The sequence below is a fragment of the Chryseobacterium metallicongregator genome (genome assembly GCF_031324065.1).
Lineage (GTDB): Bacteria > Bacteroidota > Bacteroidia > Flavobacteriales > Weeksellaceae > Chryseobacterium > Chryseobacterium metallicongregator.
Genome location: NZ_JAVIXS010000016.1, coordinates 190,183 through 203,346 on the forward strand (window position 1 = coordinate 190,183; position 13,164 = coordinate 203,346).

Consider the following 13,164-nt stretch of genomic DNA (forward strand, 5'->3'; position numbering starts at 1 on the left):
CATTATAATTTATTGATTCATTCAATTTGGTTTAAAATGATAATTATGGTAAATTTATTAAAAAGACGGTATGTTTGTGTAATGTATAATATTAAATTGAATTAATATTGAAAAGCAAAATTTGAAATAGATTTATTTTAGAAAACTGTATATTTCAATGTACCTCATCAAAAGAATAAAATAGTATTTGTTGTATAAACAATCTGGGTTATGAGGATAAGAAATAGAATTAACATTTTTGTAAAATATAAGCGGACACATCCAGGTATAGAATGCCATAATTTTTTCTATATTTATAATAAGTAAGTATATGTTTTACTAATGGTTAGAAAAATGGCTTGTGTTTGTATTGTACACTCTAAAGCATGCCTGTAAATAATATAAAAAAAGACAATGCCAATAAACTCGATACCTCCGGACGGAGGCCTTTTATATAAGGAAACAGATATGACTCAGTTTTTCCCTGAGCCTTTAAATGCAATAACTGCCCTATTATTTTTAGCCATCGCCATTTTCTGGACCCTCAAAATGAAAGGTAATTTTAAAAAATATCCTTTTTTAACCTACTGCCTGGTTTTATTATATATTGGTGCCATTGGGGGAACGGTTTACCATTCTTTCAGACAATGGCCGGTATTTATTATGATGGATTGGCTGCCCATTATGCTACTCTGTCTGTCTGCCGGATTTTATTTTGTGGCGCAGAGTACTCGATGGTACTATGCCGTTGCAATGGTTCTGGGATGTCTGGTACTTATGGTGGGTTTGAGAAACTGGATTTTGATTGATAACCCTTCTCTTTTTATTAACGTCAATTATGCAATCATGGCTTCATTGGTAGTTTTCTCGGTACTAAGGTATCTGATCTATACCCAATGGAAAGCTGGCAAATGGGTAGGCTTTGCTGTATTGTCATTTGTGTTTGCACTCACCTTCCGTATCGCTGATAAATGGGAGTGGTTCAGTTTCGGGACACACTTTTTATGGCATACTTTCGGGGCAGTGGCGACGTTTTGTATGTTTAATTATATTTATCTTACACGGGATATCATCAGGAAGGCGTAAGTTTTTATATCTTTCATCAGATCATGACTGGAATTCTTTTTTAATGCAAAGTTCATTGATAATTTCGTTGTATTGTAAGTGAGTTAATTGCTTCGACTTCGTCGCTCATGAAGCGGTGGGTTTATCCATACGCTTCGAGGAATCAACAAAGTTGATTCTACACTTTACTTTCTTAAAAATCATCACTTTCAAAAATAAAAATCTCTGCGTCAAAAATATCATCAGTATATTATCTTTATTCACTAAACTCCTTAAAATTAGGGATTTCCTATCCTTATTTTTATTTGTAAGTTAGTGCCGCAAAATAGTACAGGATAAAAATATACAGAACGATTCTGATGAAGAAGGATTCATATTGTTTTATTCTTCACTGTTTTAAAAAAATGATACACCCAAAAACTAAATTTATTACAATGAAGAAGACACTGATTATTCTATCAATGGGCGCTTTGCTTGCTGCCTGCAACAAAAAGGCCGAACAGAAAACAGAGGCAACTAAGGATACTGTCGCCATAGGAAATACTACAGCCTCAGAAAAATCTCCGGGAGTAACTACTCAATTTGACTTCAACTCTGTGCCGGTTTCCACCGCTGAAGTGGGTGATTTTCCCTTTTTCAGTTTTCCCAAAGGACTGGACTTTCAAAACAAACCGGTACAAAGAAGCTTTGACATGCTGTATTTTCCACTTAACGGCGTAATGACACCCATAGAAGGAAAAGTATGGAAAACATATGTAGTCAATGGGAAAGATAATACAGAAGAATGGTCATTGCCCTATTTTTTGAAAAGTTATGATGAGGCTATTACAAAAGTTGGCGGTGTGAAAATATTTGATGGTAAAGTTTCTCAGCCAGAGCTTGACAGAATAAAAGAAGATGCCAAATACTTTGGCGAGGAAGGTTCTATAGATTATTGGAATGAACCCGTAAAAGTATATGTCATCAGAAGAACAAATGGCGATGATATTTATATTCAGTTCTATGGAAATACAGCTACCGGAGCCATACAGATTCTACAGAAAGCCCCGGTTGAGCAAGGCACAAAATCGTAGAGTAGAGTGATGAAAAAATAAGGTAAAGATATTAGATATCTTTTGCTTAAAAATCCCAACGAAAGCTGGGATTATTTATTTTCAGCTATGAAAATACTCCTGATTTTAAGCTGATGAAATAAGGTTTTTTCTTTGAACTTGCTCCGAAGTCAGGAGACTTCGGAGAGCGGGGTAAGGGCTTTGCAATATATTATATAAGATGAATATTTTGTTCTTTAAAATCCTTTATATCAATTTTTAGAGTTCTATGAAATTCTAAAAGTTTTTTATATGATCCTTTCTCTTTAATTTCTGTGTAGTAGTTATTTTTTCTCAAAATATTTTTAATTATAAAATCAAAAAATATTATAGGGGATATAATTTTATCAATTGGTATTCTGATATCATTAATTGCACCAATTTGAATTTCACATTTGTTATGTGTATCTACTTTACTATCATAATCTATTCTTAAATGCGAGGTGTTTGTATGCTCATACTTATGATCAAATTTAGCTAAAAGCAAATTTTCAATTGATTCATTATTTCCAAGACTTTGTGATTTTTCAAATATTTTTCTCAATTCAGTATCATTGATATTCAATTCAAATTCGTGGTTGAATATTTCCCAAATATCATAATAATAATCTAAAAGAGTCTCATCATATACTTCGTCTAAATAGCTTTCAATATCATCCCCTGTCTCTTTTAATTTAATTGGATAGGGGTAGTAGGCCATTTTTATTTTGGAAATTTCTTGATCTTTAAATTCGTAATAAAACTGAATACAGCCAAGGTTATCTTTTAATAAGTAGCTATATTGCCTATTTTTAATGATATTTTCGTATTCTTTACTGTATAAATTTTTGTAAATTCCAGATTTATAATTTTTCCAGCTAATAATATCTTCAGATATTCTTTCAAAGTTGTTTGTAATAATTATATCTTTATGTAAGTCTTTGATAACATCCAATAATTTAAGAATTTCATCAATTTTCATTACTAGTTTTGTTTCTTAATTTCGCTATTAGTTTAGGGTCATTCAATAGCTTTTCAATCAATAAAGCATTTAAATCATCATTTTTTAGAATTTCATCTATTTGACTATCGTACTTTTCTAAGTTTTTATTACTGGTTAAAATAGAATACCTCCTTTCAATAGATTCTATTGAAGGAAATTTGAAATCAAATTTAGGATAATCTTCTAGTATATCATTAATCTCTTTTTTTACTTTCTGATCTTCATCATTTGTTGAGTATATATAACACCATCCTCTGGTTCTTGTTATTGAGACAAACATAGAATTCCTAAGTCTAAATGTACTATCATTTAGTATTTTTTGTGAATTAATAATAAATACAACATTTGTTTCATTACCTTTTGCACGAAAAGGAGTGGTTAGAGTAACAAATCCTTTTTCTTTAAATGAATCATTACGTTCAATGTATCCAGGAGTAATACACTTTATATCTTTATAATCTAAAGCTTGTCGAATATATTGAAAATTAGCTTTTGAGTTTTTTGTATCTATATCAATAATTAAAATCTCTTCTGGTTCAACCGATTGATTTTTAACTATCCACTCAACTCTATGAATGACATTATCTAATTGTTCTTGTGAATTATTACTAGAAATAATTTGAATGAGTTTTTCTTCATTATCCCTATCCTGTAATAATTTTTCTAAATTATTTTTGCTATTAGATTCTGGTCGCTCTAGAATCACATCATCTCCCTCACTAAATGCTACTTTATCTGGTGATAATAGGTTGTAGCCCCTCGCTTCCCAATCAACTTTATATAACATAGGTACTTTGTTATCAGTATATAGTCCCAAGGCTAAGCCATGTGCTACCATTAAAGATATTCTAGGATTTCTATATGAATTTGGTAAGACAAAATCTTTTTTTATATTACCTTTATAAGTTCCATTTAAAATTTCATTCGGCATATTGGGTGAGCTCATATGATTAAGACCAAACAATTCTTCTGGTTCTTTTATTTTAATATCAGTAAGAGATTGAAATTCATCGTATGCCCATACAATTCTTTTTTGGTTAGAGTCTTCCGCATATTTTGTTAAATAGAAAATTGTTTCAAAGAAAGATGGTGAAAAATCTTGGGCCTCATCCACTAATACCATGTCGTATACTGGTTTTATATTTGCCTTATAATTCTTAATTATATCAGTAAATATTGCACCTAAAGGATCACTAGATGTTCGGACATTCATAAAATTTAAAGGTTGAATCCCTATAGATTTTGCTGTATTGTAATAAAGACCAGGTTTATTACTCCCCCCCCAAGCATGTAAAATATGAAGTTTACTGAAATCTGGCATCTTTCCAGTTTCATTAAAGTAATATTTACTAATCAATTCTTCGACTTGATTATACATACTTTGAGTATTAAATACAAATAGAATATTAAATTCTGGGAAAAATTTATGAGCGAGAGCAGCTTTCATGCATAGAATGATAGTCTTTCCTGTACCAGCTAAACCTCTAATTCTTTGTGGGCCATTTGGGATCTGTAAGGCAATTTGCCTTTGTGTTGAATCAAGTTTAAAAGTTAGATCTAATGATTTTTTTATAAAATCATTCATATTCTTTAATTCAGGTTCAAATTTCTTTTTATTTTTTTTACTAAAAATATCTGAGCCATCAAATATTGAATCAATAATATCAATAAATTTATTTTCTATTTCTACATTTTTAGAGAATAGTAAATCTTTATATTCATACCAACTATCACTACAAAGAAAATCATTAACGAGAGGCATTTCATGACTAGAGTTAAGCTTGTCAATTTCTGCTTGTGTATTTTGAGAAAATATGATAAGTTTATTAATTGTAAGATCAAAATTGAATATATCCTTCCTTATATTATAAAGAATTTTATTATTTTTTAATTTATTTTTTAATTCTTTTTCAAATAAATCAATAATTATATCTTTTGAAGAAATGTAATCCCCATTTATATTTTTCCAGTATTCATTTTCTTCATCAAATTCAACGATGTTAGTATTGACAAAGTCTAACAAAACTATACCATATTCCTTACTTCTTATTATTATTGAAGGTGTTTCATCAAGCTCTTTTCCAAATGAAGGAGTTTTATAACCCATTATTAAATCTAAATCTTCAAAGTTTGTTGATATGTCATTCCAAATATCAAGTAAAATTTGATCTTTTTCATTTTCAATATTTCCAGCGATGAATTCCATAATTTTAAAATATACAAATGTATTAATGTGTCTTACATTCCAAATATAATCAATTATTTTAGTAACTATAAAAAAATCCCAACTCTCGTCAGGATTATTCATTTATAAGTTTAAAGAAATCAGATAAACTAATTTTTCTTGCTTCACATATTTTAAAAAGTGTTTCAACGGGTATTCTGTAAGTTTCTTCACTTTTAATTTTTCTAATGGTGCTTTCTTCTACACCATGATTTTTGGCAAAAGAATTTTGTGACTTGCCTTCTTGGAGCCAAGGTATCAACCATTTCTTTGTAATGTATGAACAAATCTTTTCGTTTATATCTGTCATAGAACAAATGAAATAATTAAATAATAAAAAATTACGGTCGATCGACCGTAATTAAATTTCTTTTCCTACATTTATAAAAAAATACAAACATGAAAAAAAGCAGAACAAACTTCGATTCCCGGTTTCGGGCAGATAAGAAACACTCCGGACTACAGCTGATGGAAAATTTCTTTCAATTCAACGAGCTGGATGTTTCCAAAGAAAGGCTCAGCAACATTATGAATTATGCGGTAAAGAGAAATAGTTGGATCAATGAAGATCCTGCGGTGATTTTTGAGTTTCATCAGTCGGTGAGGTCGTTAATCAGGGCAGGCTATCTCATGATGCTGAAGGAAAGGAAATGGACGGTCGATACGCAGCCGGAAAAGATTTCCCCTTGGGTTCTTGGTCTGCTTTCGGAGAAGGAATACCGGAATCCTCTGTTGGTTTTCAAAAAAGCCTTCAGCGCCTACACCCTCAAAGAATTTGATTATTTTATGTCCGGAATCGTCTATTTTTCAATGGGCGTCTATGAAAATCTGCCGGAAAGGAATATCGTGATGCCGTACATCCATACGGTGAAAATGCTGGATGCTGCACACCTTATTCTTCGGAGAAAGAGAGAAAAGAAAATGGCTGACACCCATTCAGGATAAGTGGGTTGTATATAAATTATTGATTCAGATAGATAATGTTTTGGTGAGGTGTTTTTTTAAACGCAAAGATTATATTTTTGAAACTCTTGATTGTAAGAGAGCAAAGGAAGGAATCAACGAAGTTGATTCATTGAAGCGTATGGATAAGCATGCTGCTTCATCAGCGACAAAGTCGCATTGCTTGCCCACTTACATAAAATGGAATTATTCATAAACTTTGCGCTGATCTTTTTTCAAAAAATAACTTCAAATATTGTGTCTGCTGTGCAAAGCCCAACTTTAAGCTTATTCCAAAGTCAGGAGACATCGGAGAGCAGAGAAAAGAAAATGCTTGATACCTATTAAAAATAAAAATGCCCCTTTTTCAGGGGCATTATATTATTGAGCTTTTACCTGCTCCAGCTTGATGAATATTTTAGAAAGGTTGGGCTGGGCACTGCCGTTAGTGGGCGCTCCTGCCATAATGGTTGCGGTATAAGCGGTTTTCGAAGAAGAATTACTGTCTATCCACGTATATCTTCTATGCTCAGGTCCGCCGCCGGCTCCATCTATAATTCCTACATTCCCCCAGTAAGCATTTCCAACTGCCCCTGTGCCTTGAGGAAACCAGGTGGCAGATGAGTCTGCCATACCACCCCATACTCCTGAAGTAATATTGTTGGTGGTTACCGCAGAGCCAATATAACCGCCATATTCGGTATTATAATTCCAGTATAGATTAACGGTAGCACCTGTATTATTAAATAATTGCACATTAGGAACTGCAGCGGTTGTACCACTTGTCGTATCAAATATTACCCTGATCGAATATTTACCATCCGGGGTAGCAAGAGGGAAAGTATAGGCTTGTTTCCCGTTGGGATCGGTTGTCAGGGTAGGATATCCCATCACAGCTACCGATGCAATATCTGCACGGCTGGTATTTCCCACGGTAGCAGTACAGTTTTGTGCTGCTGTTAAGAAAGGGACGGCAGCACTGGTCATAGGAAGAGTCATATCATTAGCCGTGGTAGGAGTTCCGCTTACCGAGAATACCAGTTCGCCATCCCCAAACTCCAAAGTTCCGGGTCTAAGCTGGAAGGTTAATCCGTTCGCTATAAAAGGAGTTCCTGAATTATATGAACCTCCGTTTCCTCCACTGTAAGTCATTCTCAGGTTTCCGCTGTACGGAGTACCGGCAGTATAAGTAGAAGGATTTAAGTACGCTGTAGTACATTGTAATGCAGAAATAGCCGGAGCCACAGCATTGGTTGCCTGCGTAAGTCTTTGCCAGACAGACCCGTCAAAATAATAATAGCCCATTGCAGTAACATTCACACGTTGTCCTGCCGTATCTCCACCGGTAACGTCTGTAATATAAATTAATGCTCCGCTCTGGTTGCTGCCATACGTGGCCGTATTGGCTGTAAGCTCTGCTCTTGTAAGCCTCGGAGCCTGTAATCCGTATGTTTGGGTATTATCCGTAATCAGCCCTGAAGTATCTCTTTTAGCAGATACATCCACCGTTGTTTTGGGTGAAGTGGTATTGAACCCTACTTGGGCAAATGAGAATCCGGAAATGAAGAGAGCATAGACTTGTGTAAATTTTGTTTTCATATTAAAGTGATTTATGTTGCATGTCAAATATAACTCTTTTTTATGAAAAATAAAATAAAATACCTTTGTGATTGTGAAAAATTAACTAATTTGTAATATTCTATTTGATTTAAATGGTAAATACGGGGTTGGAACTATTGATGTCAAATTCTGTTTTTTGGCTGTATCACATTATTTGATTGAAAAAGATGCGATGTTGATTATGATTTTTATGATGTAAACTTTTCATTTTTGAACCCGTTATTTAGAGTAGAAGCCAGCTTGCATTAAAGTGGAATTATTAATGAGCTTTGTATTGGTTGTTTTTATATTTATTCTGTTATTTTGAGAAAAATTTAATACATTGTTTGAAATTTTTAGGTTGTTTTTCTTTTAATGTTGAAAGAAAGATGATTTACTTATATTTGCCCCGCAAAGCAAATTCATATGTTCAAAAAAGTAATTACTGTATGTGTCCTTAGCTTTTATACGGTTTTTTGTTCGGCTCAACAGGTTCGGCCTTCAAAATCATCTGAAATTTACCGTGAACTCAAAACCCTTAAACACCTGCCTAAAGTTTTATACCTTGCGGCCCATCCCGATGATGAAAATACAGGATTACTTTCCTGGCTGATCAACGATCAAAATGTAGAAACGGGCTATCTGTCTTTAACCAGAGGAGATGGCGGGCAGAACTTATTAGGCACAGAGCAGGGTGCTGCATTGGGTTTAATCAGGACACATGAGCTTTTAGAGGCAAGAAAGTTAGACGGCGCTCAACAGTTTTTTACCCGTGCAATTGATTTCGGGTTTTCTAAAAATACTACCGACACTTTTAAACAATGGGATGAAAATAGCATCATAGCGGATGTAGTCTGGGTAATCCGTAAATTTCGTCCGGACGTTATCATTTGTCGTTTTCCTCCTACTGCTGCGGCAGGACACGGACAACATGCGGCTTCGGCTGTGGTGGCGGAAAAAGCTTTTAAGCTGGCAGGCAATAAAACGGCTTTTCCGGATCAATTGAAATATGTCAATGCGTGGCAGCCAAAACGTGTATTGTGGAATACTTTCCGCTTTGGTGGGGTGAATACAACCGCTGAAAATCAACTGAAAGTGACCGTTGGGCAATATGATGCACAACTGGGAATGGGCTATGGTGAATTGGCCGGATTAAGCAGAAGTTTGCATAAAAGCCAGGGTGCAGGAACGCAGTCTGTAGCCGGGATCAGAACAGAATATTTTTCCCATGTGATCGGTGAGCCCGCAAAAACAACACTTTTCGATGGTGTAGTTAAAACCTGGACTTCACAAGGAAACGCTGATATTGACCAATCATTAGATCAGATTATTTCTGCTTTCAATTTCAATAATCCAGACCTCAGCTTACCTGCTTTGCTTGCTTTACGAAAAAAGGTCATGGCACTCAAAGATGGAGATCTGAAAAACGATAAAATTAAATCTCTTGACCATATCATTTTAAGCTGTGCCGGGTTTATGGGTGAGGTTGTTACCAATCAGGCTGAAGCGGTTGCCGGAGATCATTACAATTTCAGGTTAAATCTGATATCAAGAGCTGCAAATCCTGTTATTTTAGAAGATGTACAATGGTTAACTCAATCAGAAAATTTCAATAGAAAACTCTCAAAAGATTCTTTAATTACCATTCAGCATGATATTCAGATTCCTGCAGATGCAGCACTCACAGAACCTTACTGGTTGGCAAAACCTCCCGTGAATGCAGCCACTTTTTCCGTTCCCAATGATACTTTAATCGGTTTACCGGAGGCAGAATCACCGCTGAATGTTTTACTGGGTTTAAAAATCGGTTCGGAAAAGTTTCAGGTTAAACTTCCTTTATCTTTCAAGAAATTAGATCCGGTGCGTGGTGATGTAGTTGAAGCCTTGCGCATTGTTCCTGCATTGGAACTGAAATTTACACAGTCGCTTTACTGGGTTAAAGAAAATGAAGATTTACATTTGAGTTTAAATTTTAAAGTGAATTCCAACAAACCGTTCAATAAAGGTGTTTTGAATCTTATGTATAGCGGAGAACGATTAGGGAGCGCTGATGTAAATTCGCTCAATGGGAAAGATTTTATCGTCGATTACCTTATTCCTAAAACGAAGCTTGCCTCAATACATTCATCTCGTTTGCCATTGGATGCCAGTTTTGTTGCAGATGGAGTAGTTTACAATAAAAAGCAAGTATTAATTCAGTATCCGCATTTACCTTCTTTACAATATTTTGCGCCTGCAACTGCAATCGTAATGAAAGCTGATATTCAGACGAAGATTAAAAAAATTGGTTACATAGAAGGAGCTGGTGATTTCATTCCTGAGTTTCTGCGCATTGCCGGTATTCAGGTAGATGTTCTGAAAGACGAAGATTTTTATGGAAACATAGATGAATCCGATGGAAGCAGTAATCAAAACAAACTATCACAATATGATGCCATCGTATTGGGTGTTCGTGCTAATAACACTGAGAAAAAGCTGGGTCGCTGGATGCCTTTTTTATGGTCCTATACCAAAGCCGGAGGTAATCTGGTGATGCAGTATAATACCAACCAGGATACCACTGTTGACAAATTGGGAATGTACAATTTCAATATTGCCAATAAGCGTGTTACAGAAGAAAATGCTGCAGTTACGTTTTTAAATCCCAATCATAAATTACTGAACTTTCCAAATAAAATTACTGCGGATGATTTTAAAGGCTGGGTACAGGAAAGGGGTGCCTATTTTCCTGCTCAATGGGATGCAGCGTATGAACCGCTTTTTGAAATGCATGATACGGATGAAGAGCCTCTTCAGGGATCAACTTTATATGCTAAATACGGGAAAGGTAATTTTATTTATACACCGTTGGCATTTTTCAGACAGTTGCCTGCAGGAAATGTGGGAGCTGCACGTTTATTTTTAAACTTTTTATCTGCACAGAAAAACTGATGAACAAACAACTTAAAAACTGGAATATCTGGTACATATTATTAGCAGTTGCATTAGTAGTACAGATTGTATTTTATTATGGGTTTACTAAATTCTGGGCATGAGTAATATAGATTGGACCGTTCTTATTGTTACACTTGTGGCGGTGGTCGTTTACGGCGTATTCATCGGCCGTGGCCAAAAAAGCAACGAATCATACCTGAAAGCAGATAACAAAATGCCCTGGTATATTGTCCTTTTAGGGATTATGGCCACGCAGGCAAGTGCCATTACATTTCTTTCAGCACCAGGCCAGGCGTATACGGATGGTATGCGTTTCGTTCAGTATTATTTTGGTTTGCCTTTGGCGATGATTGTGATCTGTATCACCTTCATCCCGATTTTTCAGCGCTTAAATGTTTATACTGCTTATGAATATTTAGAGAACCGTTTTGATAAAAAAACAAGGGTACTCACTTCACTACTTTTTCTTTTTTCCAGAGGTTTATCAACGGGAATTAGTATTTACGCCCCGAGTATCATCTTATCAAGCGTTTTAAACTGGAATATTTATTTAACGAATGTTTTAACAGGCGGTATTCTGTTGATTTACACTTATATTGGAGGAGCAAAAGCGATCGCTCACACCCAGAAATTACAGTTTCTTATTATTCTTGGAACAATGGCTTTTGCAGGGTATTTACTTATTCAAAATATGCCAAATGGAATTGGCTTTAATGATGCCCTCTATCTGGCAGGGAAATCAGGGAAGCTTAATGTGATCACAACAGAATTCGACTGGAAAGATAAATACAATATCTGGAGTGGAATAATTGGTGGTTTTTTTCTGGCGCTTTCTTACTTCGGTACAGACCAAAGCCAGGTCGGGAGGTATATTACCGCCAAAGATAATACCAATGCAAAAATGGGTCTGCTATTGAACGGATTGGTCAAAATTCCGATGCAGTTTGCTATTCTTTTGATTGGTGCTTTGCTTTTCGCTTTCTTTTCTCTAAAACCTGCTCCGATTTATTTTAATGAACGTTCTTATCAACATCTAAAGGAGGCAAAACCTGAACAGGCTGCCATTTTTGAAAAAGAGCATCAGGATTTACAAATAAAATTTAATGCAGAATCGAAAGAAATTTTAAAGCTGAAAGAAACTCATTCTCCACAACTTCAAAAAACAATTCAGGATTTTAAAAATACTCAAACCCAAGTAAAAGAACTTCACGGCAGGGTAGAGGAAGCTATCAATCATTCAAACTATACTACAGAGAAAACGGATACGAATTACATTTTCCTTTATTTCGTAAAAAATACTTTGCCTGTAGGAATGATCGGTTTACTGTTTGCTGTCATTTTTCTGGCCAGCTGGGGTTCCATTTCGGCCGCACTGAATTCCCTTGCTGCCTGCTCATTAAAAGATGTTCATTTACTATTTAAAAAAGAACTTCCTGATGAAAAAACCGAATTGAAGTACAGCCGCCTGCACACTTTAGCCTGGGGTATTTTCTCCATCGGTGTAGCTATGTTTGCTACGCAGATGGGTTCACTTATTGAAGCGGTTAATGTATTGGGCTCTCTTTTCTACGGTCCGATATTGGGAATTTTCCTGGTTGCATTTTATTACAAAAAGATCAATGGCCCGAATGTATTTATTGCTGCCATTTTATCGGAAATTGCTGTGATTACCGTTTATCAGTTTGATATTGTTTCTTTTCTTTGGCTTAATGTAATCGGGGCAGCAGCGGTGATTGTATTTTCAGCAATCGGATTGCTGTTTTATAAGCAGAAAACAGTAAATTCGTAAGCAAATAATAACAAAAACAAACAAATAAAATATTATGAAAACAATGATTAAATCTGCTACTGTACTTTTTGCAGCAGTGACGCTTTCAGTAAACGCCTTTGCACAGGAAACTAAAAAACCTGCAAGCCCTCCGGCAACTGCTACAGGAAAAGTGAAAGATGCAAATATTACAATTGCCTATAGCAGTCCTTCTGTAAAAGGACGTACAATCTGGGGTGGTTTGGAAGCTTATGATAAAGTTTGGCGTGCAGGTGCTAATGAAGCCACTACTTTCGAAACGGATAAAGATATTACCGTTCAGGGTAAAAAACTGCCTGCAGGTAAATACAGCTTTTTCTTAATCCCTAAACAAAGCGGAATCTGGACAGCGATTTTTAACAAAGAGCCGAAACAATGGGGTGCTTATAAATATGAACAAGCTAAAGATGCTTTACGTGTGGATGTAAAAACAAAGGCTTTACCAGCAACACAGGAAGCTTTAGTTTATAAAGTAAATAATAATGGATTTACAATGGATTGGGATAAAATCTCAGTTCCTGTAGAGATCAAATAAATGTAA

10 protein-coding genes are annotated in these 13,164 nt (G+C 35.0%); 6 read left to right on the plus strand and 4 right to left on the minus strand.

Annotation, left to right across the window (positions count from 1 at the left end):
* Positions 1-393 precede the first annotated feature (393 nt).
* Both REB14_RS17450 and REB14_RS17455 read left to right on the plus strand, forming a co-directional pair.
* Positions 394-1,065: a hypothetical protein gene (locus tag REB14_RS17450; RefSeq protein WP_309522836.1), complete on the plus strand. Its 672-nt coding sequence runs from the start codon at positions 394-396 to the stop codon at positions 1,063-1,065.
* Positions 1,066-1,478: 413 nt separating this feature from the next.
* Complete coding sequence (locus tag REB14_RS17455; RefSeq protein WP_309522837.1) at positions 1,479-2,117, plus strand: hypothetical protein; 639 nt, start codon at positions 1,479-1,481, stop codon at positions 2,115-2,117.
* Between the two features lie 190 nt (positions 2,118-2,307).
* Here REB14_RS17455 and REB14_RS17460 read toward each other — a convergent pair whose 3' ends face one another.
* Genes REB14_RS17460 through REB14_RS17470 form a run of 3 tightly spaced genes read right to left on the minus strand, consistent with a single transcriptional unit; the run spans position 2,308 to position 5,651 of the window.
* A complete protein-coding gene (locus tag REB14_RS17460) occupies positions 2,308-3,096 on the minus strand; it encodes a DUF2290 domain-containing protein (RefSeq protein WP_309522838.1) in 789 nt (262 codons plus the stop codon).
* Entirely contained in the window at positions 3,086-5,425 is a 2,340-nt protein-coding gene (locus REB14_RS17465) for a DEAD/DEAH box helicase (protein WP_309522839.1), read from the minus strand. The genes REB14_RS17460 and REB14_RS17465 overlap by 11 nt, the downstream gene beginning before the upstream one ends.
* A complete protein-coding gene (locus tag REB14_RS17470; protein ID WP_002977873.1) occupies positions 5,418-5,651 on the minus strand; it encodes a helix-turn-helix domain-containing protein in 234 nt (77 codons plus the stop codon). The genes REB14_RS17465 and REB14_RS17470 overlap by 8 nt, the downstream gene beginning before the upstream one ends.
* Positions 5,652-5,740: 89 nt before the next feature.
* On the opposite strand from REB14_RS17470, the gene REB14_RS17475 reads away from it, so the two are divergent.
* Complete coding sequence (locus tag REB14_RS17475; protein ID WP_309522840.1) at positions 5,741-6,286, plus strand: hypothetical protein; 546 nt, start codon at positions 5,741-5,743, stop codon at positions 6,284-6,286.
* Between the two features lie 378 nt (positions 6,287-6,664).
* Here REB14_RS17475 and REB14_RS17480 read toward each other — a convergent pair whose 3' ends face one another.
* Positions 6,665-7,882: a hypothetical protein gene (locus REB14_RS17480; protein ID WP_309522841.1), complete on the minus strand. Its 1,218-nt coding sequence runs from the start codon at positions 7,880-7,882 to the stop codon at positions 6,665-6,667.
* A 426-nt stretch (positions 7,883-8,308) separates the two neighbouring features.
* Between REB14_RS17480 and REB14_RS17485 the strand changes: the two genes are divergently transcribed.
* The 3 genes from REB14_RS17485 to REB14_RS17495 all read left to right on the plus strand — a co-directional run bounded on the left by REB14_RS17485 (position 8,309) and on the right by REB14_RS17495 (position 13,158).
* Positions 8,309-10,813, plus strand: coding sequence for a PIG-L family deacetylase (locus REB14_RS17485; RefSeq protein WP_309522842.1), 2,505 nt, complete (start codon positions 8,309-8,311; stop codon positions 10,811-10,813).
* Positions 10,814-10,913: 100 nt separating this feature from the next.
* The gene (locus REB14_RS17490; protein WP_079242325.1) at positions 10,914-12,605 is read left to right on the plus strand and encodes a sodium:solute symporter family protein; all 1,692 of its coding nucleotides are present in this window, start codon (positions 10,914-10,916) and stop codon (positions 12,603-12,605) included.
* Between the two features lie 34 nt (positions 12,606-12,639).
* Positions 12,640-13,158, plus strand: coding sequence for a DUF2911 domain-containing protein (locus REB14_RS17495; RefSeq protein WP_079242323.1), 519 nt, complete (start codon positions 12,640-12,642; stop codon positions 13,156-13,158).
* Positions 13,159-13,164 lie beyond the last annotated feature (6 nt).